Source organism: Mesobacillus jeotgali (genome assembly GCF_014856545.2).
GTDB lineage: Bacteria > Bacillota > Bacilli > Bacillales > Cytobacillaceae > Mesobacillus.
Map to the genome: position 1 here is coordinate 4400477 of NZ_CP109811.1, position 24021 is coordinate 4424497.

19 protein-coding genes and 2 pseudogenes are annotated in these 24021 nt (G+C 42.2%); 10 read left to right on the plus strand and 11 right to left on the minus strand.

What is annotated here, in order from left to right; all coding sequences use genetic code 11:
• The first annotated feature begins 153 nt into the window (after window positions 1-153).
• The 6 genes from FOF60_RS22385 to FOF60_RS22410 all read left to right on the plus strand — a co-directional run bounded on the left by FOF60_RS22385 (window position 154) and on the right by FOF60_RS22410 (window position 6397).
• Window positions 154-1404: an Nramp family divalent metal transporter gene (locus FOF60_RS22385; protein ID WP_192470998.1), complete on the plus strand. Its 1251-nt coding sequence runs from the start codon at window positions 154-156 to the stop codon at window positions 1402-1404.
• A 17-nt stretch (window positions 1405-1421) separates the two neighbouring features.
• Window positions 1422-2438 (plus strand): NAD-dependent epimerase/dehydratase family protein, encoded by a 1017-nt coding sequence (locus FOF60_RS22390; RefSeq protein ID WP_192470997.1) that lies wholly within the window; start codon window positions 1422-1424, stop codon window positions 2436-2438.
• 1 nt (window position 2439) lies between these two features.
• Window positions 2440-3492, plus strand: coding sequence for a dihydrodipicolinate synthase family protein (locus FOF60_RS22395; protein WP_192470996.1), 1053 nt, complete (start codon window positions 2440-2442; stop codon window positions 3490-3492).
• Window positions 3493-3636: 144 nt separating this feature from the next.
• Entirely contained in the window at window positions 3637-4962 is a 1326-nt protein-coding gene (locus tag FOF60_RS22400; RefSeq protein ID WP_192470995.1) for a GGDEF domain-containing protein, read from the plus strand.
• Window positions 4963-4975: 13 nt separating this feature from the next.
• Window positions 4976-5887, plus strand: coding sequence for a Gfo/Idh/MocA family protein (locus FOF60_RS22405; RefSeq protein ID WP_192470994.1), 912 nt, complete (start codon window positions 4976-4978; stop codon window positions 5885-5887).
• Between the two features lie 123 nt (window positions 5888-6010).
• The gene (locus FOF60_RS22410) at window positions 6011-6397 is read left to right on the plus strand and encodes a DUF3139 domain-containing protein (protein ID WP_192470993.1); all 387 of its coding nucleotides are present in this window, start codon (window positions 6011-6013) and stop codon (window positions 6395-6397) included.
• A gap of 537 nt (window positions 6398-6934) precedes the next feature.
• Here the strand turns inward: FOF60_RS22410 and FOF60_RS22415 are convergent.
• Complete coding sequence (locus FOF60_RS22415) at window positions 6935-7837, minus strand: acetamidase/formamidase family protein (RefSeq protein WP_192470992.1); 903 nt, start codon at window positions 7835-7837, stop codon at window positions 6935-6937.
• A 113-nt stretch (window positions 7838-7950) separates the two neighbouring features.
• Entirely contained in the window at window positions 7951-8415 is a 465-nt protein-coding gene (locus FOF60_RS22420) for an SRPBCC family protein (protein ID WP_192470991.1), read from the minus strand.
• 308 nt (window positions 8416-8723) lie between these two features.
• On the opposite strand from FOF60_RS22420, the gene FOF60_RS22425 reads away from it, so the two are divergent.
• The 4 genes and pseudogenes from FOF60_RS22425 (at window position 8724) to fdhF (ending at window position 12902) form a co-directional block, all read left to right on the plus strand.
• Window positions 8724-9983 carry an L-lactate MFS transporter gene (locus tag FOF60_RS22425; protein ID WP_192470990.1) on the plus strand — a complete coding sequence of 420 codons (1260 nt, stop codon included), beginning with the start codon at window positions 8724-8726 and terminating at the stop codon, window positions 9981-9983.
• 49 nt (window positions 9984-10032) lie between these two features.
• Entirely contained in the window at window positions 10033-10833 is an 801-nt protein-coding gene (gene fdhD, locus FOF60_RS22430; protein ID WP_192470989.1) for a formate dehydrogenase accessory sulfurtransferase FdhD, read from the plus strand.
• A gap of 17 nt (window positions 10834-10850) precedes the next feature.
• Window positions 10851-11012, plus strand: a pseudogene (locus tag FOF60_RS24600) (hypothetical protein); the annotation flags it as partial.
• The gene (gene fdhF / locus FOF60_RS22435) at window positions 10992-12902 is read left to right on the plus strand and encodes a formate dehydrogenase subunit alpha (RefSeq protein WP_413632912.1); all 1911 of its coding nucleotides are present in this window, start codon (window positions 10992-10994) and stop codon (window positions 12900-12902) included. The pseudogene FOF60_RS24600 and the gene fdhF, both read left to right, overlap by 21 nt.
• A 161-nt stretch (window positions 12903-13063) precedes the next feature.
• Here fdhF and FOF60_RS22445 read toward each other — a convergent pair whose 3' ends face one another.
• The 9 genes and pseudogenes from FOF60_RS22445 to FOF60_RS22485 all read right to left on the minus strand — a co-directional run bounded on the left by FOF60_RS22445 (window position 13064) and on the right by FOF60_RS22485 (window position 24016).
• Window positions 13064-13852, minus strand: coding sequence for a class I SAM-dependent methyltransferase (locus FOF60_RS22445; RefSeq protein ID WP_192470987.1), 789 nt, complete (start codon window positions 13850-13852; stop codon window positions 13064-13066).
• 15 nt (window positions 13853-13867) lie between these two features.
• Window positions 13868-16551: pseudogene (acnA, locus tag FOF60_RS22450) on the minus strand (aconitate hydratase AcnA).
• 100 nt (window positions 16552-16651) lie between these two features.
• Window positions 16652-17797: a PrpF domain-containing protein gene (locus FOF60_RS22455; protein ID WP_264647614.1), complete on the minus strand. Its 1146-nt coding sequence runs from the start codon at window positions 17795-17797 to the stop codon at window positions 16652-16654.
• Window positions 17798-17801: 4 nt separating this feature from the next.
• Window positions 17802-18710 carry a methylisocitrate lyase gene (prpB, locus tag FOF60_RS22460; RefSeq protein ID WP_192470985.1) on the minus strand — a complete coding sequence of 303 codons (909 nt, stop codon included), beginning with the start codon at window positions 18708-18710 and terminating at the stop codon, window positions 17802-17804.
• 39 nt (window positions 18711-18749) lie between these two features.
• Window positions 18750-20126 (minus strand): SLC13 family permease, encoded by a 1377-nt coding sequence (locus tag FOF60_RS22465; protein WP_225649978.1) that lies wholly within the window; start codon window positions 20124-20126, stop codon window positions 18750-18752.
• 37 nt (window positions 20127-20163) lie between these two features.
• Window positions 20164-21669: a tripartite tricarboxylate transporter permease gene (locus FOF60_RS22470; protein WP_192470984.1), complete on the minus strand. Its 1506-nt coding sequence runs from the start codon at window positions 21667-21669 to the stop codon at window positions 20164-20166.
• Between the two features lie 18 nt (window positions 21670-21687).
• The gene (locus FOF60_RS22475; protein ID WP_192470983.1) at window positions 21688-22131 is read right to left on the minus strand and encodes a tripartite tricarboxylate transporter TctB family protein; all 444 of its coding nucleotides are present in this window, start codon (window positions 22129-22131) and stop codon (window positions 21688-21690) included.
• 86 nt (window positions 22132-22217) lie between these two features.
• A complete protein-coding gene (locus FOF60_RS22480) occupies window positions 22218-23195 on the minus strand; it encodes a tripartite tricarboxylate transporter substrate binding protein (protein WP_192470982.1) in 978 nt (325 codons plus the stop codon).
• 131 nt (window positions 23196-23326) lie between these two features.
• Window positions 23327-24016 (minus strand): response regulator, encoded by a 690-nt coding sequence (locus FOF60_RS22485; protein ID WP_192470981.1) that lies wholly within the window; start codon window positions 24014-24016, stop codon window positions 23327-23329.
• Between the last annotated feature and the right edge of the window lie 5 nt (window positions 24017-24021).

Consider the following 24021-nt stretch of genomic DNA (forward strand, 5'->3'; position numbering starts at 1 on the left):
GAGAACCGTCCCTAAGTACCAATTAAAGACATATTAAAGACATTGTCTTAATTTATTTCTCTAGATAACATGGAAGTGTAAGTATTCTGAATTTACGAAAAACTGGGTTCGGAATATTTTAATCTATCAAAAAGTTTAAGGGAGGGTTTAGAAATGGAGTCTGGTGTTAACCAAAGTCCTATTACTCCTGGTCAGGAAGCTGGAGTAAAGAAGAAGAATTTTTTTAGTCTTTTAGGACCTGCTTTTATTACATCTGCATTGGTGCTTGGTCCAGGCAGTTTGACGCTGTCTTCAAAGATCGGGGCTATTTATGGAATGCAGTTGGTCTGGGTGCTGGCAGTTGTCGTCTTTTTTATGATGATTTATACCGAAATGAGCACAAGGATCGGTCTTGCAACTAAGGAGTCATTCATCCAGGTTATGAAGAATAAATGGGGTAAACCTGCTTCACTCTTAATTGGGTTAGGAGCATTTCTCGTTACAGCATCTTTCCAGGCTGGAAATGCTCTAGGTTCTGGGCTGGCAATCTCTACGATTACGGGCTTTTCTTCAACATTTTGGATAGCAGCGATAACATTGCTAGGCATGGCACTCTTATTCGCTAAGAACTTTTATAAAATCCTTGAAAAACTAATGCTTGGTCTGGTTCTCATCATGCTTGTCTCCTTTGTGATTACTCTTATTTTAACAAAGCCTTCTATCACTGAAATCTTTTCTGGATTTGTCCCAATCATTCCAGATGGTTCACTTCCTCTCATCATCGCGCTCACAGCTACAAGCTTTTCTATCGTTGGGGCGGCTTATCAATCTTACCTTGTCCAGGAAAAAGGCTGGACGCTCCAGCAGAACAGCTCGAGCATTAAGGAAACCTATTGGGGAATTTTCATTCTTGGATTCATCTCGATGATGATCATGATTTGCGCAGCCGCCATCCTCAAGCCGCAGAGTATCGTCGTTAATTCCGTTTCAGAAATGGGTTTAGCCTTGGAGCCTCTCTATGGGAACTGGGCGACAATTTTATTCATGGTCGGGTTATTCGGCGCCTCCTTTTCGTCTCAAATGGGGAATGCCACCATTGGCGGATCCATGCTGGCTGACGGGCTCGGACTTGGCAGCAAGCTCTCCTCCAAAGCGGTTAAGGGGCTCATTTTACTTGTCATGGCATTTGGCTCACTGATTGGGATCATCTTTGGAGCTGCGCCGATTAATATGATCATTTTTGCCCAGGCGATTACGATTGTTATAGTTCCTTTCATCGCCATAGCTCTCCTTGTCGTGGCAAACGATGAAAAGATCATGGGATCATTAAAAAATACTCTTTGGAAAAACATTTTTGGAATCGCTGGATTAATTGTTCTGATTTTGCTGGCAGTTAACAATATTATTAATATCTTTCTCAAATAATTTAGGAGGTGCTTTACATGAAAACAATTGCAGAAATTGAAGAAGTCATGACTATTCCCTCGGAAGAATTGATCAACGATTTGTGCAGCCTTGATGGCGACATCCTCATCCTTGGCGTGGGAGGAAAGATGGGGCCGACGCTGGCAAAAATGGCTGTCCGTGCACTGAGAAAAGGAAATTCAGCAAAGAAAGTCATTGGGGTCTCTAGATTTTCTTCCGGCACTCTACAGGAAGAGCTAGAAGCTGCTGGCGTAGAAACAATTGCCGCAGATCTCTTAAATGACGATCATCTTCAAAATCTGCCAGACGTCAAAAACATAATCTATATGGCCGGGAATAAATTCGGAACAAAAGGCAATGAACATTACACTTGGGGAATGAATGCCTACCTGCCAGGACGCGTAGCCGAGAAGTTTAAGGATTCCAAAATTGTTGTTTTTTCAACAGGCAATGTCTACCCTCTTGTACCAGTTTCGCAAGCTGGATGTGATGAAGAGCACCCTGTCAATCCAATTGGCGAGTACGCGCAATCCTGTCTCGGAAGGGAGCGAATCTTCACGAACTTCTCCCATCGAAACAACACACCGATGACAATCTTCCGACTGAATTACGCAATTGATATGCGCTATGGGGTCTTACTCGAAATTGCCCGCCAGGTATATGAAGGAAAAACAATTGATTTAACGATGGGACATGTGAATGTCATCTGGCAGGGCGATGCCAATGAATATGCTCTTCGCTCCCTGTTACTGGCCGACAGTCCGCCAGCAATCCTGAATGCGACTGGCCCTGAGACGATTTCTATCAGATGGCTTGCAGAACAATTTGGCAAGGCCTTCAATAAGGAAGTCTTATTCGTGAATGAAGAACAGCCTACCGCGCTGTTGAATAACTCTGCCAAAGCACACCAGCTGTTCGGATATCCTAAAGTGTCTTTGAACCAAATGATTTCCTGGACTGCGGACTGGGTCAAGGAAGATGGATATGTCCTGAACAAGCCGACGCATTTTCAAGAACGCCAAGGAGCTTTTTAATATGTTGAATGAAAATATTAAACAGCTATTGTTTGAGGGTACCGTCATCCCTGCTCACCCACTGGCATTGAACGAGGACCGTAGCCTCGACGAAGACAGCCAAAGAAGGCTGACGAACTACTATATGGATGCTGGCGCTGGGGGAATTGCCGTCGGTGTGCATACCACTCAATTTGAAATCAGGGACCCTGAATTCAATCTTTATGAAAGGGTTTTGCGCCTTGCTGTAGAAGAAGTTAACAAGAAGAACCTTACTCGCCCATTCATCAAAATCGCAGGTATATGCGGACCAGCCGATCAGGCGGTTGAAGAAGCGCAAATTGCCAAAGGATTGGGCTACGATATGGGATTGCTTAGCAATGGCGGTTTATCTGGGCTCTCGGAAGCAGAGCTTCTCGACAGGACCAGAAAGGTCGCAGACGTGATTCCAGTTTTCGGTTTTTACTTACAGCCATCGGTAGGCGGACGACCCTTTTCCTATGAATTCTGGAAAGAGTTTGCCGAAATCCCGAACGTCCAAGCGATTAAAATCGCCCCTTTTAACCGCTATCAGACACTTGATGTCGTAAGAGCCGTTTGCCATTCTTCACGCTGTGAAGAAATCGCCCTGTACACAGGCAACGATGATAATATTGTCAACGACCTGTTAACAACTTACCAGGTCAATGTCAACGGTCAACCTGTCAAAAAGCAGATAATTGGCGGCTTGCTTGGACACTGGGCTGTCTGGACGAAAAAAGCTGTGGAATTGTTCGATGAAATCAAAGCTGTCCGAGACCAGGATACTATCCCTGCTTCCCTCCTGACAAAAGGACAGGAAATCACAGATGCAAATGCTGTATTCTTTGATTCAGCCAACAGCTTTAAAGGATGCATCGCTGGTATCAACGAGGTACTTGCTCGGCAAGGTCTTATTAAGGGAAACTGGTGCCTGCTTGATAAGGAAAAACTGAGTACTGGCCAAGATAACGAGATTGACCGGATTTATCAAGACTACCCGCACTTGAATGACGATGCCTTTGTAAAACAAATCCTTTTTGAATCAACAAAATAGCCTAATGACCCGTTGCAAGAAGCTCTGTTAGTGATAATCGTTGTTTAAAAAGCACCTTTTGTCACTAACAGACTACTATTAAAAAGCCATATTTCCTGAACTTCTTCCTGCCTGAAGTGTGTTCAGTTTTACCGGAGGGATAGCATGCAGAGCCAAATTCAAATCGGGGTCATCGGTCCTGAAGTTCTTTTCGAAAAGATCAGAGAGTGTCTTCAAATGTTCCCAAATTTCCAGCCTATTTTCCGCTTATCAAACCAAATACTCGACGCACCAGCCTTCACAAGAGAACTGGCAGACCAGGTTGATGTTCTTTTATATTCAGGGTGGTCGCCCTATTCCCTCTCCAAACCTGATATTCCTTCACATATCCCTGCCCACTATATCCCGTTAAAAGGATCTGGACTATACAAAGCTTTATATAAAATCAAGCAGACCCAGCCCAGGGTTATTGGCCTTTCGATTGATACAATGCCTTCTGCAGAAGTTAATCGGGCACTAAGAGAATTGAACGAAGACTTTAATGTCTGCTTTTATGAAGAAACCTTCCATTTAGAACGTATCGAAGAGATGATCTCCTTCCACCAAAATTCCTTCATTTGTGGAAAAACGAATGGAGCGATTACCGGTGTCAAGATGGTGGCAGACGAGTTAACGAGACTGAACATTCCAAATCAGTGGGCAGTGCCAACTATCGATGATATTATCGTGACGCTTGAACGGACCCTTTTATCAACGAAAAAACGGAGGAATCGGGAATCTCAGATTGTGTTTGGGATGATTCAAATAGATGCCTACCATGAAATCGTGAATCAAATGACTTCAGAGCATCTGATCCAGAGGCAGAACCTCCGCTTATACCGGATGATATTGGACTATGTGGAACAGCTCGAAGGACATCTTACCCCACTCAGCGGCAATGAGTATATGTTCATTACAACGCGAGGAGTCTTCGAACGAATTACGCAGGGCTACAAATGGATCCCTCTTATTAACGAGGCAAAAAAACAGCTGAAAATGAAATTATCGATGGGGGTAGGGTTCGGGTTGTCCGCGAACGAAGCTGGCACACATGCCCGTATTGCACTCATGCAGGCTAAAGACTTCGGAGGAGAAAGCTGCTTCATTGTAAAAGAGGACCGCAGCGTGTTCGGACCAGTAGAGGTGTCTGCCCCAATAGCCTATCCATTGTATATCACGGATGAGACCTTGTTAAAAAAAGCAGAAGAAGCCGGGATGTCAGCGGTCTATCAGCAAAAACTCATTTCTTTAGTTAAACGGAAGAAGGACAGCCAGTTCACAGCGCATGAACTAGCCGAAACACTTGGAATAACGGCCCGCAGTGCCCACCGAATCATCTTGAAATGGCTCGATGCTGAGCTTATTTCCATTATCGGAATGGAGAAAATGTCGACACGAGGCAGGCCGAGACAAGTGTACCGTCTCAATGACAGTAATCTTTTAAAATTATAAGGAGGATAGATGAATGCGACCATTAACAATTGGCATGATCGGCCTCGATACTTCTCATTGCCTTGAATTTACAAAGCTGTTAAACGAACCAGAACACCCTTTTCATGTAGAAGGAGGCACGGTTGCCTTTGCCTTTCCCTTCTATTCCGAGGATCTGCCAATTAGCAAAGACCGAGTTCAGGGTTATACAGAAACACTGCGTGATGAACTTTCGGTCAAGATTACCAGCTCGATTGCAGAAACGGCCCAAGCCAGTGATGCAATTCTATTAACAGCCGTTGACGGCCGGAAGCATCTTGAATTATTTAAACAACTGGTCCCTTATAAGATTCCTGTGTTTCTTGATAAGCCGCTTGCACTTTCCATGGCAGAGGCAAGGGAGATATACGCCTTGGCTGAAAAGCATAACATCCCGATTATGAGTTCCTCCTCCCTGCGTTATGCAGATTCATTAAAAGTGGCAATCGAAAACAAGAAAGATGAAATCAGTTCAATATATGTTCATGGCCCCCTACCGATGCAGCCCACCATGCCTGGCTACTTCTGGTATGGTATTCATATGATCGAAATGGTCATCACCGCAATGGGAATAGGAGCAAATAATGTAACGGTAAAAACAAGCAACGATCACGAAACGGTCCTTGTCGAGTGGGAAGATGGCAGACACGCCACCATACGGGGAGAGTACGAATGGCACTCGAGATTCGGAGCAACCCTCCATACCAAAGACAGATTCCAGCACGTCGATATCAAAAAAGATACCAAGCCTTTCTACGCTTGTTTATTAGAACAAGTCATCCAGTTCTTCCAGTCAAAAAAATCTCCAGTACCAAAAGAAGAAACCCTGGAAGTGATTAAACTAATTGAGATGATCAACAATAAGCGAAACATGGGGACGTTTCTCGTGTCCCAAAAATCGGACTAATGATCTGATTTTTGGTGCACTTGAGCCGTCTTTTTTATTTAAGGAAATGAAATAGTTATTGAACTCACAAATGGAAAAATATATAATTAAAGTGTAAATTTACACTTTGAGAAGCTCGTAATAATGAAAAGGTTCTGGATCATACTAACCTACTTTGTCATCGTATTTTTCGCAGGCTTTCTCATTTTCAAGATCAATATGTTCCACTATGAAAAAACAGCTGACAGCCGGATTACAAAAGCGATGGAATTTCAGAAAGTAAATTTATCTGAGGGAAAAGTAGAGCAAAGCTCTTTCAACTATAAATCCGGCTGGACAAAAATGGTGTATTACAATGATGATCCAGAGATTCGATATGAATATGTATATGACAGGTCAGAAAATGAAGTAGATGTGTATGGCAGCTATAAAAATATGTCACTTGATTTAGCCAAAAAAGAAGCTAAATATCCGTTGGGAAGCTTTTGCTTTTTAAAAAATGGCGAAATCGAGGACTTTCATCATGAGTGAGCGGCCCCAAGCACGCTCCCCTAAAAAAGTGTCACCTTCTCTTCTTCGATCAATGATTATTACACAGTGAGGAGGAAATTCTATCAAATCGCTATGGTTCGTAGTTTCGTTAATTCCTAGTCCATTTTTGTTTCATTACCTTGAAATTGCTCTCTCCCCAAGACCTGCTATTCTGCTGTCAGGCACGTTATTATTTGTCGTTGTGGCAGGTCTCTTATCATGCAAATTAAAAGTCCATGTGATTATCTTGGCTAACATTATTACTATATTAATATCAGTTTTTTTGGGTACAGAGTTTATCACTCCTCCAAATCCTTCCTGGTTTAACCCTTTTGGAAGGAATTTCGCGATTATTGCAACTGGTATTATTATGTTAATCGGGTTGCTACTTATTCGTTTTATTACGAAAAGCATATTATTAAAAATAAAATTTTAAAAGGCAATGGAGAAGCCAGTGTCCCGTCTATGGGCACTGGCTTTCATCTGATCTGTGCGTTCATATACCCCAGAAATTAATGTCGACTGACTTTTCCCATCCTAGAATAGTTTCACTTGATAGGCATCAAGCACATGTCTTGGGACTAGGAATCTCGCTGTCAAAAGCGGGTCGACAATTTGCGATACCTGGACCTGGCCAACGGCACTCATAAGCATGGTCAGTTCAGCCAGGCTCAAATCTGTGTGGGGCTGCAAAGTATCAATGAAAATCTCCACAGCTGCTTTGGCCGCTTCATCCAGCGTCTCTTTCGAAACTAGAACAGCCATCCCCTCTTCATTTTCAAGGAATGGGTAAGGAATACTCTTCCCTTTGACGACTTCAAGTGTAACGGTTACTTTTCCAGGAATCTCAATGCCTGAAACGCCAATTTCTCCGTCTCCCATCGCTGCATGCAAATCGCCGAGGCCAAACAAGGCTCCTTCCTGGAATACCGGGAAATAAAGCGTTGCACCAGTCGTGACCGATGTCGTGTCCATATTTCCTCCGTGAGCCCCTGGAGTGCCGCATGAAACAGGATCTGCTTCAGGAGCCACGCCAATTACACCGATCATCGGATTCAAAGGAAGCTGGAGCTTTTCATTAAAGACCGCCTTGCCATTTTCAATCGGGATCACTTTAACCGTAAACTCATCGATTCGGTGGCCCATAACGCCAAGTCCCGGACCGGTTGCCATCACTCCCTGATTCCCCAATTCAATATTGTCGATCTTCACCTTAAGGATATCGCCCGGCTGGGCACCTTCTACATATATTGATCCAGTAGCCGGGTTAATCTGATTCCAGTCAATTGAATTGAACGCTGCATCGTTACTCTGAATCTGGTTTTGGAAACAATCGTACGTTTCAATCACTACCTGTGAACCCGAAGGCACCTTTAGCGCTGATTTATTCTCCTTGCTGAATGCATAGAAATATTGCTCTTTTGCTATAGTATGTACCATGAAAACACTCCTCTCCTCTTTCTCTTATTATAAAAAAGGATGCCTGGTTGTGCAGGTGTTTTGTTTGATTTTATAAAATTTTCTTACTTTTAACCCTATTTGTCTCTCACGGCTTAATTTCCGACATCAACATTTTCGGCAATATCTCTTAGTGCCTCTGCACGAGAAACAATGAAATTTCTCATATACCTCTCCAAAAACAACTTATCGGCTAAAACGCCAATTGGGCCAAATGGTGACTTATACTGAAATTTATCGATCATTATGGTGCCTTCTCCTTTCTCAAGAAACTGATGTGTATGAACAAAGGAATGGAAGGCTCCCTTCACCATAATATCAACAAACTTTTTTGGTCTTTCCATAAACGTCACCTTGGCTGTCAGCCTTTGTTTCACACCAAAATGAACAGCTTCCCAAGTAACCGTATCGCCCTCTTCTAGTAATCCCTCTGTCACTCCCCCTACCGCACTTTCCTTTGTTTTAGAGGTTGTTTGAGTATGGATATCCACGTTCCTCGCAAGGTCAAAACAGACCTGAATGGGTGCATGAATATATTGTTGATGCTCAATAACAGGCATTGTAATTCCCCTTTAAAAGCGCTGGAGCTTTATTACTTAACAGTGGCTTCAAATGTTTTACGTACATGGTTATCCTGATCACAGATTAATCATATCCCTTCAATCTTATCAGCCACTTTTTAAAAATCATACTATCACTTAATTTTCTATTACTCATTTTTAATGTCCTAGAATTGTCCTGGACTGATCCTGCCCCCTGTCCTTTCGTTTCCCGATATAAATTTTATAATGTCAGAATTTTGTAACATTTACCGTCATAAAGTATACCAGAGCTGGTAAACAAGTTTATAAAGGAGGAAATAGTTTTATTGGCTGAAACGAAGAAAAACCGCTGGTTGATTGCTGCTGCCGCTGTAGGAATCCATATTTCGATTGGTTCTGTGTATGCCTGGAGTAATTTTACGAATCCCTTGAAAGATTTATTTGGCTGGTCTGATTCGGACGTGGCTCTTACCTTTAGTATCGCGATTTTGTTTCTGGGTCTTGCTGCTGCGTTTTTGGGTCATTTTGTGGAAAAGCATGGTCCGAGGAAGGCTGGATTGCTTGCGGCAACTTTCTTTGGAATTGGGATTGCTGGTTCTGGTCTTGCCGTCCTGCTAGGTTCAAAAATCCTTCTTTACCTGTTTTATGGGGTGCTAGGAGGGATCGGACTTGGTGTCGGCTATATTGCACCGGTTTCTACGCTGGTAAAATGGTTCCCTGACCGGCGCGGGCTTGCTACGGGACTTGCAATCATGGGATTTGGCTTTGCTGCTGCCATTTCAAGCCCAATCATGAACAGTTTGATTGAAAGCCTTGGAGTCGCAAACACGTTTTTCATTTTAGGAAGCGCCTACTTCATTCTAATGACTGCATCGTCTTTGTACTTGGAAAAGCCGCCTGAAGGATGGTTGCCGGAGGGCTTTAAAGAGAAGGTCGAGTCTGGTGCGGCAAAGCCAGTCATGGACCTGTCTCAGCTAACGGCGAACGAAGCGGTAAAAACAACCCGTTTCTGGTATTTATGGCTGATGCTGTTCATCAATGTCACATGCGGAATCGCCATTTTAGCTGTGGCAAAACCGCTTGCGATGGAGTCGATCGGAATTGGGACAGCCGCCGCAGCTGCTCTGGTTGGGGCAATCGGGATTTTCAATGGACTGGGCCGGATTGGCTGGGCATCCATTTCAGATTTCATTGGCCGCCCAAATACGTATACGACTTTCTTCGTCCTGCAAATCGGATTGTTTTTCATGCTTCCGCACACGACCAATGCCCTTCTTTTCCAGGTCATGCTGGCGGTCATTTATACGTGCTATGGCGGAGGATTTGCATCCATTCCTGCCTATATCGGCGACTTATTCGGCACAAAGCAGCTCGGAGCCATCCATGGCTACATTTTAACAGCATGGGCAGCAGCTGGCCTGGTGGGACCAATGTTTGCCGCCTATATAAAAGATACAACCGGATCCTATGCCGGCAGCTTATCAGTGTTTGCAGGGTTATTTGTGGCAGCATTCGTTATTTCCCTTCTGATCAGAGTAGATATGGCTAAGCTTCGTAAACAAAATGAATCAGAAATAACCGCCTAGATTAGACTTTTCCCTATTTTGTTTGCGTACGGGGGAGGAACAAAAGATCATGTCAAGGACGAGAACAAAACGAACCATTACCCGTTATGTAAATGGGAACATTGAGAAAGTTGAAGATGATATTGCGACCGAAAAGCCATTTACGATCAAATTGAATGAAAAAGAGTTTGCTACTCTAGTCTGCACGGCTGATTACATTGAGGATATGGTCGTCGGATTTTTAGCTTCAGAAGGTGTAATCAGGAAGTTCGCCGACATTGATGATTTATGGATCCAGGAAAAAGAAGGATTTGTTCATGTGAAAACACATTATACCAATTCCTTTTATGAAAAATTCCACTCGAAACGTTATATCACCTCTTGCTGCGGTAAAAGCAGACAGGGATTTGTTTTCTTTAACGATGCGAGATTATCCCACCATTTCAAGCAGGTGAATGTTCTATTAACCTATCAAGATTGTTTTCGATTAATGGAAGAGATGCAAAATCGTTCAGCTGTTTTCCAGGAAACAGGCGGGGTCCATAATGCGGCACTGTGTACAAGGGACGGTGTCCTGCTGTCCCGCCTGGATATTGGACGCCATAATGCTTTGGACAAAATATACGGGTACTGCCTTCGTCATCAAATTTCTTTGGAAGATAAAGTCATCGTGTTCAGCGGACGGATCTCCTCTGAAATTGTCACAAAAGTGGCCAAAATCGGCTGTGAGGTGGTGTTATCGAAATCGGCACCGACGGAAATGGCACTAGAGCTTGCAGAAGAACTGGGAATGACGACGGTTGGCTTTATTCGGAACAATGCTTTAAATGTCTATACGAGACCAGATCGAATTGTAGAAGTAATAGATTAAGGAGGTATAAAATCGGCATGCAGGATCAACCAAATCAAGTGGAAACGATATGCGGTTTTTGCGGTACAGGATGCGGTCTTGTCGTTGAAACAGAAGATAACAAGATTAGCAAAGTAAAAGGATATAAGGAAAACCCTTCGAGCCATGGGGAAACATGTGTGAAAGGTGCTCTCGGTTGGGGATATCTTCATAGTGACCGGAGGCTGACACAGCCGCTGATCCGAAAAAATGGAGAGTTAACACCAGCCAGCTGGGATGAGGCATTGTCCCTGATTGCTGATAGATTTTCTGAGATCAAAGAAAACCATGGCCCGGATGCCTTTGGCTGTTTCAGCTCTTCCCGTTCAACCAATGAATTGAACTATCTCGCGGGAAAATTCATGCGGACCGTCATTGGCACGAATAATATCGACAGCTGCAACCGAACCTGACACGCTCCAAGCGTCACCGGTCTGGTGACTGTATTTGGTACGGGTGCTGCCACAGGTTCTTATGACGAACTTGAGGACACCGATGTGATTCTTGTCTGGGGAAGCAATACGCAGGAATGTCACCCGATTATTTTTAACCATATGCGCCGCGGGATCAAAAATGGAACAAAAATGGTGGTCATTGACCCCCGTCAGATTGATCAGACGAAACTGGCCTACAAGTGGCTGCCAGTCCGAGTCGGAACCGATATTGTCCTGGCGAATGCGATGGGCCATGTAATCATTGAAGAGGACTTAGTCCACAAAGGGTTTATTGAGAAGGCAACAGAACAGTTTGATCAGTATAAGGAAGAGGTCAAAAAATATACTCCTGAATTCGCGGAGCAAGTAACCGGCATTCCAGCGGAAGATATCCGGGAAATCGCCCGGCTATATGCAAATGCCGATAAAGCAACGATTTGCTGGACGCTGGGAATTACTGAACATCATAATGGAACCGAAAATGTCTTTGCGTTGATTAATCTTGCCTTATTGACCGGTCATATCGGCAAGTATGGCTCGGGACTGAATCCGCTGAGGGGACAAAACAATGTCCAGGGTGGCGGAGACATGGGCGCCCTGCCGAACAGGCTTGTCGGCGGTTGGAATTTTGACGACCCTGAAGGAAGAAAACTGCATGAACAAGTATGGGGCACCCCGGTTCCTGAAAAAATCGGAAAGCATCAAACCCTGATGCTCGAGGCAATGGAGAAAAAAGAAATTAAGGCAGTCTATGTGATTGGCGAAAATCCGGTTCAATCGGACGCCAATGGGAATCAGGTTGATAAGATTTTTAAAGATGTCGAATTTCTCGTTGTCCAGGATATCTTAATGACAAGGACGGCGATGCTTGCGGATGTGGTCCTACCGGCAACAGGCTGGGCTGAAAACGACGGGACACTAGTTAATTCTGAGCGCAGGATTCAACGGGTCCGGCCGGCTTTAAAAGGACCAGGCGTGTCCCGGCATGATCAGGATATCATCCAGGATATTGCCAATAAGATGGGAGCAAAATGGACTTATCAATCAGCGGAAGAGGTTTGGGAGGAAATCCGCAAGCTTGCACCTAATTTTGCTGGTATAACGTACGAGAGGATTGACAAAGAAGGCGGTTTGCAATGGCCATGTCCTGATGAAAATCATCCAGGCACGCCATTTCTCCATAGCCGTCTCTGGTCAGATAAGGTAGGAATGAAGGCGAAATTCGTGCCAACCCATTTTCAGCCCCCTGCCGAGGAGCCAGATGAAGAGTTTCCTTTGATGCTGACAACCGGGCGCAGACTGCAATTTTATAATACAGGTGTGCAAACAAGAGATTATAAAAAAATGAAAAACGCAGAAGAAGCATTAGAGATTCATGCAGAAGATGCAGCGAAATATGGATTGCAAGACGGCGATCCTGTAAGGGTTAGCTCAAGAAGAGGAAGCCTCGTAACCAAAGTCAACATCAGCAAAAAACAGCCAAAGGGCCTGGTCTTCATGTCCTTCCACTTCCCAGACCAGGCAAGCACGAATGTTTTGACTAACTCTGCAACAGACCCGCTGGCTGGGACTGCTGAGTTTAAGGCTTGTGCGGTGAAGATTGAGCAAGTAACGTGAAGTAAGTGGACGATCCTTAAGGCTAACAATCAGACCTTTGAGCCAAGAAAGGCACGATGAGTATGTTAACATGCTCATCGTGCCTTTTGATTGTGGGTTCTTCCTCCAATTACCGGAGAAGGAGCTGTGGTTCTGATCTAGGGGTATTAATTTTTTCCCCCTCAATCATCACCCTTCTTTTCATACAAAGCCATCCATTCATCAATCTGGTGGGACTCAACCCGATTATCTGAATTTATTTTAACAGAAAAATAGTCCTGAATTTCTTTACTAGAATCTAAGATATATTGCTCCACTCGTTCCATTTGTTCTTGGCTGCCAGCAGTTCTTGCTACCCAGGATGGGAATTGGAAGGTTTTCTTGCGATTGATAGATTTTGTTTCCTGTAGATCCGCCTTCGTCATTAACTCTTTCCACTGACTGATTGATAGTGCCCTTACATGGCTTTCATCTCTTAATTTTTCTACCATGTTCATGAATTCATCCAATGCTTCATCCTCTGGCGCAACATTATCTATTAATAAGAACTTTCCACCCTGCTTCAATACTCTGCCTGCTTCTTCAATAAACCGTCCTGGATTTGGAAAGTGATGAGGAGCAATTCGACATGTCACTAAATCGAAGGTGCCTTCGAGAAATGGCAGTTTTTCTGCATCAGCAACAACATACCAGATATTTTTGAACTCCTCATTCAAATGCTTGGCAGTATTCGCAAGCATTTCCTCTGTTAGATCTGTTGAAAAAACAGTTCCGACATAGGGCGCAAGTGTCTTGGTGACATGCCCGCCGCCAGTTGCGATATCGAGCATCACCCAATCTGAATCAGGCTTAATCCATTCGACTAATAACGGCAGGTCGCTTCCCTTTGCATGTGATTCACTCGTTACATATTTCTCAGCGTTCTTTCCAAATACCTCTTTAACCTTTTGTTTTATTTGCTGCTCATCCATTGCCTTTCCCCCTCATCATTGGTCTTCCTGCATGAGATTTTCTAAAACAGCAGGCAAAATTCCACCGTTGTTATAGTAATCTACTTCAACGCTGCTATCCAAACGAACAATTGCACGGAACTCAATCTTAGAGGATTGGCCAGTGGCAATGATGATTACCTCCTGGCCAGGGACAATTTGCCCTTCAAGCCCTTTGATGCTAAAATCCTCAGTTCCGTCTAAATTTAAAGTACTTGCATTTTCTCCCTCAATAAACTGCAGTGGTAAAACACCCATTCCTACTAAATTACTGCGGTGAATTCTTTCAAAGCTTTCAGCCAAGACTACTTTTACCCCCAGAAGAGATGTTCCTTTTGCTGCCCAATCTCTTGAACTGCCAGTTCCGTATTCTTTTCCCGCTATGATCATTAGGTTCTGATTCGTTTCTTTGTATTTCATGGCGGCTTCGTAAACGGACATGGTTTCACCAGTAGGCAAATAGATGGTGTAGCCGCCTTCTTTACCAGCTGCAAGCTTATTTTTTATACGGATATTTGCGAATGTACCTCTTACCATGACTTCGTGATTCCCTCTGCGTGCACCATAAGCGTTAAAATCTCGCGGGGAAATCCCCTTCCCAGTCAAATAAACACCTGCAGGGCTATTCACAGGTATATGACCTGCTGGAGATATGTGATCCGTTGTAATTGAGTTACCAAGCAGCAATAGAACCTTTAAGCTTTTTACTTGTTCGCTCACATTCTTTCTTTCTGTTTCTTCATTAAAATAAGGGGCTTTCTGTATATAGGTCGATTTCCTGTCCCATTCGTACAGGTTTCCCTGAGGCGCTTTTAAGGAGGACCATCTATCATTTTCAAAAATATCTTGATATTCCTCTCTAAACAGCTTTTCATCAATTGTGGATGAAATAACATTCTGTATTTCTTCAGAAGTTGGCCAAATATCCTTGAGATAAACTGGTTTATCATTGTGACCGATTCCGATTGGATCGTTTTCTAGATTTTTGGCAACAGTCCCTGCTAATGCATAGGCGATTACAATCGGTGGAGAGCTTAAATAGTTTGCTTTTATTAATGGGTGAACCCTTCCCTCAAAATTTCGATTCCCGCTCAAGATGGAGGCTGCGACTAAATCATATTCTTTTATCGCTTCCTCTACTTCTTCAGCCAGGGCACCACTATTTCCACAGCATATTGCACATCCGTATCCATCCACGAAAAAGCCTAGCTTTTCTAGGTACCTAAGCAGTCCTGCTGACTCTAAGTATTTTGTCACAACCTTTGAGCCAGGTGTTAAGCTGCTTTTAACAAAAGAAGGTTTTTGCAGGCCAAGTTCCACCGCTTTCTTTGCTGCTAAACCAGCTGCAACCATTACACTTGGATTGGATGTATTTGTACAGCTTGTAATGGAAGCCAGCACTATTGAACCTGCACCAATTTCAGTACCATCGCTTAGCTTGACCTTCTGCTTAATAATATCCTCATGTAAACCATAGCCGCGTTCTGCTATGGGCTTTATAAGTGTATTTGCGAAATCCTCACTCAATGCTCCAAGTTCCACACTATCCTGAGGTCTTTTAGGACCGGCAACCGTCGGCTTTACTGTTGCTAAATCAAGTTCGATTACTTCTGTAAAATCAGGGTCAATTGTGTAGTCAGTTCGATATAACTCTTGTGCTTCATAATATGCTTTTGCTAGTGGCACAATATCCCCGCGGCCAGTAAGGCTTAAATAATCCATCGTCACATCATCAACCGGAAAATAGCCCATTGTGGCACCATACTCAGGTGCCATATTTGAAATGGTTGCCCGGTCAGTCAACGAGATATTTTTAAGACCTTCTCCAAAAACTCGACAAACTTGCCAACAACCCCTTTTCGACGAAGTAAACTGGTAATTGTTAACGCCAAGTCTGTTGCCGTCACTCCCTCTTGAAGTTCACCTGATAATTTCAGGCCGATAACATCTGGAATGACAAAATAAAGAGGCTGACCAAGCATGGCTGCTTCCGCTTCAATCCCGCCAACTCCCCAGCCAACGGTTCCTAATCCATTGATCATTGGGGTATGTGAGTCAGTACCAACTAATGAATCTGGATATACATGATAATTTCCATTTACCTCTTTCACCACCACGGAACTTGCCAAATATTCAAGGTTTACTTGATGAATAATTCCGTTCGACGGCGGAACTGCTCTAAAGTTTGAAAAGGCCTCCTGTGCCCATCGTACAAATCGGTACCTCTCTTGGTTCCTTTCGTACTCCTTCTCAACATTTGCAGAAAATGAGCCTTTGTTTCCGGAGTCTTCTATGATGACAGAGTGATCAATTACAAGGTCTACAGGGATTTGAGGATTAATTTTTGAAACATCTCCGCCTTTTCGTTCAATCGCATTTCTCATCGCAGCTAAATCCACGATTGCTGGAATACCAGTGAAATCCTGAAAGACAATTCGTTCCGGCTTAAACGGCACTTCTTTCTTCTCATACTGGCTTTTACCCCAATTTCTTAATTGGTCTATATGCTGCTCTGTTATGTACTTTCCATCAAAATGACGAAGTGCTGATTCTATCAAGATCTTTATTGAAAAAGGAAGTCTAACAGCGGTCTTTAGTTTGTTCACATCATAATAGACATATTGCTTTCCATCTAATGTAAACGTATTTTTATAACTAGATTTCAGAGTAGATGTTCCCATCACTATCCCTCCATTCTATTCTCATAGAAAAATAGTCTAGGTGATTACATCATCAACTAGACTACTTTTTAATCGGGCCCCGCCCTGTCCCCATGTCCCGCTATTCCGGAATGTAGAGGTCGCCTTTCATGATTCTGCGAGCTGTACGGTCCAGGCCAACAAATTCGACGTCAGAACCATCATCTGTTAGAGCAACTCGGACTTCGGCAATTCCTTCTGGGTGTCCAATTCTTATTAATTGTTCTTTGCCATGATCCTTTTTATTAAAAAACTGGTTTGGTATTGTACCCTTTAGCAGAACCGAGGCTGCAAGGTTATATAAGCCACTTCCTGCGAACGTACGGTGAAATTTATGCATGGAGACCATTTTTGCTACGATGTCTACTTCTTGAGCTTTGATCATTTTGCCAGCAGATGTCACATAATCTTGAGGCTCAGCTACAATCGCAATCTTCGGGATGGCTGGAGCATTTTTTGCCTCCGCCACAGAGGAATACATCCCAGCTTCCAATGCCATCTTCACTCGAATTGATTCTAATTCAGCTAGCAGCTTTTCATCAGTTGCCAATTCACTATTCAATTCCGACCCCTTTAGGCCAAACTCACTTGCTGCCACAAATACAAACGGATTTACTATGTCTACAAATGATGCCGGATAAATTTTTACTTCCGTCGAAACAAGGCCTGATGAACCTAAAGGCAGAGTATGACGCGTCTTTCCCCCACCGGGTGAAAGGATATCAACTTTTATTTTAGCACCGGTTTTTACTAAACCTGGCATATCATAACCCCCTGATACTTTGGCCTTTCCATTTACCACGGGTACTTCCATGCGGATCATTTTACCGATATTTCGATTAAAAGCTGAAACCGTGACAAACTCATCTGAAGAATTTGTCTTCACTAGCCCTTCATCTACCGAGAATGCCCCTACTGAAGACATTAAATTACCACAGGTTCCCTCATCATCAACTACCTCTTCACCGATGCCAATTTGGTAAAAAGTATAATCTACATCTGCTCCATCCACAGTTGGCGGAGCAATAACCATTACCTTGCTTGTGTGTGACGTACCACTTCCTAGTCCATTGATCTGACTAGGATTGTAAGCATCAATTCCAGCTAAAAAGATTTCTCTTTGACGCTCTTTTCCCTCTGGGAGATCCTTATCATGAAATAAAAGCCCTCGACTTGTTCCACCTCGATAGACAGCTGCAGGAATTGAGTACTGAGAAATAGGAAACACCCCTTTACTTCATTTCAGGAAGAATCGTTTTGGCTATTTGCTTATCTAAATCCTCATAATCATGTAATTTAATAGTTTCATAGAGCTCTTTTCGCGATTGCATTTGATGTAATACATCCTTTTGAGTGCCCTTTTCAAAAACTTCCGTAAAAACCTGCTCGTACGCCTTTGCGGCAGCACGCAGCGAGGTCACAGGATAAATCACCATGGAGTAACCGAATGATTCAAACTCTTCTGCTGTAAAATATGGTGTCTTCCCGAACTCTGTCATATTTGCAAGAATGGGCAAATCAAACTGTGCGCTAACCTCTTTAAATTCTTCTTCAGTCGTGAATGCTTCAGGGAAGATGGCATCTGCACCAGCTTCGACATATTGCTTTAAGCGATTGATGGCTGACTCCTTCCCTTCAACTGCTAAAGCATCTGTACGCGCTACAATTACTAAGGTTGGTGCAACCTCTTTGATCACCTTTATTTTTTGAATCATTTCTTCTGCTGGGATAAGCTTTTTCCCGTTTAAGTGTCCACATTTTTTAGGAAGGTCCTGGTCTTCAATTTGAATAGCCGCTACCTTTGCTTCGACCATTTCCTTTGCGGTCCTTGCTACATTGATAATTCCTCCAAATCCTGTATCAATGTCAGCTAAAAGCGGCAGATTTGAAGCTCTGACAATTTCAAGCGCACGCTCAGCTACCTCTTGAGAATGCAAAATCCCTAAATCAGGCAACCCTCTGCTCGCGGTATACGCAGCCCCAGAAAGATACAAAGCTTTAAAGCCAACATTCTTGGCTACAAGGGCAGCCATTCCATCATGGGCACCCATAATAGTTAAAATAGGGCCAGCAGTCATTAGCTTTCTAAATTCATTGGCTAATTCCTCTTGACTCTTCTGATTTTCAACTAACCATGTCATTCTTAATCGCCTCTCTTCAACTTTAGTAAAACTGCCTTCTTAAACTATCCAACTCCAATAAAAAAAGACTGAACAGAAGACAACCGCTACCCAGAGCACCATTGAGATTAGTCCTACCCTAAACAAATCCTTCTCAGTAAAGTAACCATATGAATAACTGATCAAGTGAACAGGTGATTGTGTGATTAATAAAAATCCAGGCACTCCTGCCAAAAATACTGCCATTGCCATGATTAAAGGATCAATGGCAGATATATTTTGTCCTACAGTTATTGCTACAGGAATAATAATGGTTAAAAATCCCAATACATTCACAAAGATGATTCGTACCAAGGCGGTACTAATAACAAGAAATATTAGAACTACATACGGTGAAAAAGAATCAAATGTACTTACCAATTCATCTGCTATCCATACGACTGTTCCGGTTTCAATAAGCATCTTAGATACCATTAATGTAGCGGCAAAGAACAAAATCATATCCCAATCAATCGACTTCTTTGCTTCTTCCCAATCCCAAACCCCACTAAAGGGAAGGACTGTAAAACTAGCTCCCAACATGGCAATCAAAGGAATCGAAAATCCATGAAAACTTTCAGTCATCCATAAAAGTAACGTCATTCCTATAATGACTAAAACCTTTATTTCAGGTATTGTAATTTTACCTAACTCATTGATCTGCTCATCTATTAAGCTTAAAATAAGTGTCTTGTTTACGCTTTCCGGCGGGAAATATAACAAAAATAAGACCCACAGCAGGACTAGAAAAAGAACAATCGGCGGGCCAAAATATAAAATCCAGCTAACAAAGGTCACTTGAGAAGTTATTTCCCCAAACATACCAAATGCATAGATTGTAGAGCTCGCGCCTGTTGCGACAAAGGCCCCTGAAATAGAAACAATAAAGGCGACCCCAATAAACAAAGATTTTGATAGATTGGGGACGCTCACTATTTTCTTTAAACTTTTTACAAGACTATCTAATACAGAAGCGACAAGACTGCCTTTTCCGATATTGGATGGGATAAACAAAGAAAGAACAAACATTAACAAAAAGGATAGAAAAATTAATTGTTTTCCAGATCCCTGAGACATCCTAAGCATTTTTAACGATATCCGACTGGCCAATCCCGTCTTGATAAAAGCACTCGCCATGATAAACGTAGAAAATAATAACCAGATAATCCCTGAACCAAAATAACTCATCGTTTCTTCAAACGTAAAAAAGTTAAAAGAGAGGATCAGGATTAATAAAACCGAACTAAAAGCTAAAGGAAAGACTCTGCCAATCCAAAGAATTTGTATAATGACTAATGCCACGAATGCTTCTACTTTTATATCCCATCCAATAAAAGGAGTAAGAAAGATGAAATATAGAAGGATTGACAGATAAAGCAAAATCATTTTTTTGTTCATTTTTGTTCACACCCACAATGAAGCGATTAATTATCCATTATTCAGCTTCCTGTACTTTTCTGTTCTTTAACCAACTAACAATAAATGGGTACATTAATGATAAAACCGTCAGGATAAGAAGTGTTATAGTGATCGGCGAACCGAATAACACATCTGAAATCCCATCATTCCCTACAATACTTTTACGGAAGTTCTGTTCCATATCAGATCCTACAATTGCAGCCAAAATTAACGGTGCAATTGGGAACTTCAAAAGCTTCATTACAAGGCCCAATAAACCAAAGATGACTAAAATGTAAAAGTCGATGACGTTATAGCTCAATGTATATGTTCCGATAAATGCCAGAACTAAAATAAGCGGGTATAAGACCTTTGGTGGTGTTTTTAATATTTTCACCAGGAGTCCTACCAATAAAATGTTTAAAATGACAAGAAAAATATTCCCGATAAACATACTGTTTACAAATGTCCAAACCATTTCTGGATTATTTTCAAATAATAAAGGTCCTGGACGAAGGCCTAACATAATGAGAGCCCCTAAAATAACAGCAGTTGTACCAGATCCAGGAATCCCCATGGTTAACATAGGAATAAATGCTCCAACTGCAGCAGCGTTGTTTGAAGATTCAGGTGCTGCAACCCCAACGATTTCTCCTTTTCCAAACTCATCAGGATTCTTTGAAATCTGTTTTTCAGTTGTGTAGCTTAGCATTGAAGCAATAGCCCCACCTGCACCAGGAAGTACTCCAACAACAAAGCCTAATGGTGCATTTCGAATCATTGGCCACTTCGTACGCTTCCACTGCTCTTTCGTAATCCAAATCTTCCCCATGCCCTTATGTTCCTTGTTAACAGGCTTATCGATTGTAATGTAGTTATAAAGCACCTCACCAACTGCATAAATACCGATTATGACAATTAAGAAATCTACACCTTCACTTAATGCTGGATGGTCAAACGTAAAACGGTGTACACCTGTCTGTAAATCAATTCCCATTGTTGAGACCAATAGACCTATTGTCATGGCAATAAACCCTTTAACCATTGCACCCTTAGACAATGCCACAATGGCAGAGAGAGTAAAGACCATTAATAAGAAATATTCTGCAGGTCCGAATTTTAGCGCAAAGCTTGCAAGTGGTTTAGCCAAAACGATAAATCCCACCATAGCTACTAATCCGCCAATAAGAGATGCAATTGCTGAGATTGCAAGTGCTTGCCCTGCCTGACCCTTTTGTGTCATCGGGTACCCATCAAAGGTTGCAGCAATAGCTGATCCATCCCCCGGGGTATTTAACAGAATCGAGCTTCTTGAGCCCCCATACATTGCGCCATAATAAATAGCAGCCATCAGCACTAGAGCACTAGTAGGCTCCATTCCAAATGTCACCGGAATTAATAATGCCACCGCTGTTGCAGGTCCAAGCCCTGGCAACATCCCAACAACTGTTCCTAAAAAACCGCCAATTGCCACCCATAATAGGTTAATAGGTTCTAAGGCTGTCATAAGCCCTTCCATAAAAATCGAAAAATCTACTCCCATAACTTAAGTACCTCCTCTCTACGGTAAGCTGACTTTTAGTAATATTCCAAATGAATACCAAGCAATTCCTGAAAATAATACAGCAACAAGAATATTTACCAACCATTTCTTCGTCCCATTTATAATAAATAGAAGGCCCCCTAAGAAAACCATCGTCGAGAATAAAAATCCGATCCTTTCAAATAGGAACGTATAAATAAAGCTCATAACGATTGTACTGATTATTAAAAATGGCATTCGTCCACTTAAAAGCATTTTCAGTTCTTTGAATTCTTCTTTTCTGTGCTTAAATTCCTGAAAGAAGTAAATCACACTTAAGAGAACTAAAAGAATCGTAATCATTGCTGGAAAGTATAATGGAGCATTTGGGTCACCGAGACGTGCTTTCGGTAAGTTTAGGGTAGCGACAAGAAACCCTATTCCGACAGCTAAAAAAAACAGTGGAGTTACTAACCTGTACATACTCTCTCCCCTTCCTCTGTACAGCTATTATAAGAAGAATGGACCCTAACCTTACCGGGTCCATTGAAATAACTTTCTTTTTCCTATTAATCTGTCAATCCAGATTCAGATAGTAATTCGTCATAATTCGCATTTTGTTCTTTTAAGAACTCAACTGTTTTTTCACTATCTAAGTAGTAGCTGGACCACTCATTATTTTTCAATAATGTTTTCCAAGCTTCTGTTTCTACCATTTCTCCAATTACTTTATCCCAGTATGCAATTTCTTCTTCTGTCATATCAGGTGGTCCCATGATCCCTCTCCAGTGTGGGAATACCATGTCTACACCTTGCTCTTGCCATGTTGCAACTTCTTCCAGGCCTTCAATTCTTTCATCGGAAGAAACACTTACAATTCTAAATTTGCCAGCTACATGCTGCTCTTTCGACTCTGATACAGCCATTGTTGCAACGTCAACGTGACCGCCTAATAATGCAGTAACTACATCTCCGCCACTTTCATAGATCATGAAGTTTAATTTTGTAACATCAACACCATATGTCTTTGCTGCTTGCACGAAAGATAAATGGTCATTATTTCCTAAACCTGGTGCAACCGCAATTTTAAGCGAAGTTGGATCCTCTTTTAATTGCTCCATAATTTCTGTTGCGTTTTGAAACTTTGAATCATTTGGCACAGCAATTGAGATCCACTCAGTGGTTAAAATCGCTAGTGGAGTAAAATCCTCAAACGTCAATTCACTTTGACCAAGTAAGTTATTAGTTAAGACTAGACTGGAATTAATGGCTAAGCTATGTGCATCTTGCTTTGAAAGATATTGCCAGCCTACTTCCCCGCTTCCGCCTGGCTTATTGACAACATTAATGTTCTGGTCAACAATCTTCTCATCCTTCAGGATTTTTTGGATAGCTCTAGCTGTACCGTCCCAGCCACCACCAGGAGTCGCAGGTGCAACCAATTCAATATCCTTTTTTGGGAACTCGTCAGAACCTGTTGTAGCAGATGAACAAGCAGCTAGCAATGCAACCGCCGCAATGGTTAAAACTGAAAAAAACTTTTTCATTTTCTCCACCCCTTTTAATTTTCTCAAATTTCTTAATTTTTATAATACATGCGAAGATTTGGTTTGTAACCGTTTTCAATTTTAAAAAATTAAAAGAAAATAAGTACATTTTGTTCATTTTGTTCACTAATTCAGTTTTTCCTATTTGAAAAATACATCCTTTCTGGGCGGCCAACAATCCCATACTCTAGCTCTGCTTTTACTTTTCCTACTGATACTAAGTACTCCAAATATCGTCTGGCCGTCGTTCTCGAGGCACCTAATTTCATCCCCATTTCCTCTGCAGTTATACCGTTCGGTAAATCATCAATAAATTCAATTACTTTATTTAAAGTTAGGAGATTAACCCCTTTTGGTAATGGCTCACTTCTTGCCCCTTCACGCTCCATTGATTTATTTCCTATAAGGTCATCAATGAAAGTTTGATCGACAAATTCAATGGAATCTATTGTGTTCCTTCTTTTTTTATAGCTTTCAATGACATCCCTAAACCTTTCAATTGAAACGGGTTTAAGTAAATAGTAAAACACACCTGATTTAAGGCTTTTATCAAGCAACTCAATATTATTTGCCGCCGTAATCACAATGAAATCTATATCCAATTGCCTTGCTTTGATTTCTTGGATCAACTTTGTGCCCAGCTTATCTGGAATATAAATATCAAGAAGGATCAAATCTATGTGTTTTTCCCCGATGATCTCCAATGCATCACTTGCCCTAAGGGCCTTACCAACGACCCTGACACCCTCAATTTCTTTTAGAAATTTTTCGTGAATATCTGCGATACGAAAATCATCTTCAACAATTAAAATATTTATCATGTGAA

Coding starts and splice junctions, on each gene's coding strand:
- FOF60_RS22465 (WP_225649978.1), bottom strand. CDS start 20,126: ATGAACAAAAAAATGATTTTGCTTTATCTGTCAATCCTTCTATATTTC.
- FOF60_RS22405 (WP_192470994.1), top strand. CDS start 4,976: ATGCGACCATTAACAATTGGCATGATCGGCCTCGATACTTCTCATTGC.
- FOF60_RS22445 (WP_192470987.1), bottom strand. CDS start 13,852: ATGGATGAGCAGCAAATAAAACAAAAGGTTAAAGAGGTATTTGGAAAG.
- FOF60_RS22395 (WP_192470996.1), top strand. CDS start 2,440: ATGTTGAATGAAAATATTAAACAGCTATTGTTTGAGGGTACCGTCATC.
- FOF60_RS22415 (WP_192470992.1), bottom strand. CDS start 7,837: ATGGTACATACTATAGCAAAAGAGCAATATTTCTATGCATTCAGCAAG.
- prpB (WP_192470985.1), bottom strand. CDS start 18,710: ATGACATGGTTAGTTGAAAATCAGAAGAGTCAAGAGGAATTAGCCAAT.
- fdhD (WP_192470989.1), top strand. CDS start 10,033: ATGTCAAGGACGAGAACAAAACGAACCATTACCCGTTATGTAAATGGG.
- FOF60_RS22470 (WP_192470984.1), bottom strand. CDS start 21,669: ATGGGAGTAGATTTTTCGATTTTTATGGAAGGGCTTATGACAGCCTTA.
- FOF60_RS22475 (WP_192470983.1), bottom strand. CDS start 22,131: ATGTACAGGTTAGTAACTCCACTGTTTTTTTTAGCTGTCGGAATAGGG.
- FOF60_RS22390 (WP_192470997.1), top strand. CDS start 1,422: ATGAAAACAATTGCAGAAATTGAAGAAGTCATGACTATTCCCTCGGAA.
- FOF60_RS22385 (WP_192470998.1), top strand. CDS start 154: ATGGAGTCTGGTGTTAACCAAAGTCCTATTACTCCTGGTCAGGAAGCT.
- FOF60_RS22400 (WP_192470995.1), top strand. CDS start 3,637: ATGCAGAGCCAAATTCAAATCGGGGTCATCGGTCCTGAAGTTCTTTTC.
- FOF60_RS22480 (WP_192470982.1), bottom strand. CDS start 23,195: ATGAAAAAGTTTTTTTCAGTTTTAACCATTGCGGCGGTTGCATTGCTA.
- FOF60_RS22410 (WP_192470993.1), top strand. CDS start 6,011: ATGAAAAGGTTCTGGATCATACTAACCTACTTTGTCATCGTATTTTTC.
- FOF60_RS22420 (WP_192470991.1), bottom strand. CDS start 8,415: ATGCCTGTTATTGAGCATCAACAATATATTCATGCACCCATTCAGGTC.
- FOF60_RS22485 (WP_192470981.1), bottom strand. CDS start 24,016: ATGATAAATATTTTAATTGTTGAAGATGATTTTCGTATCGCAGATATT.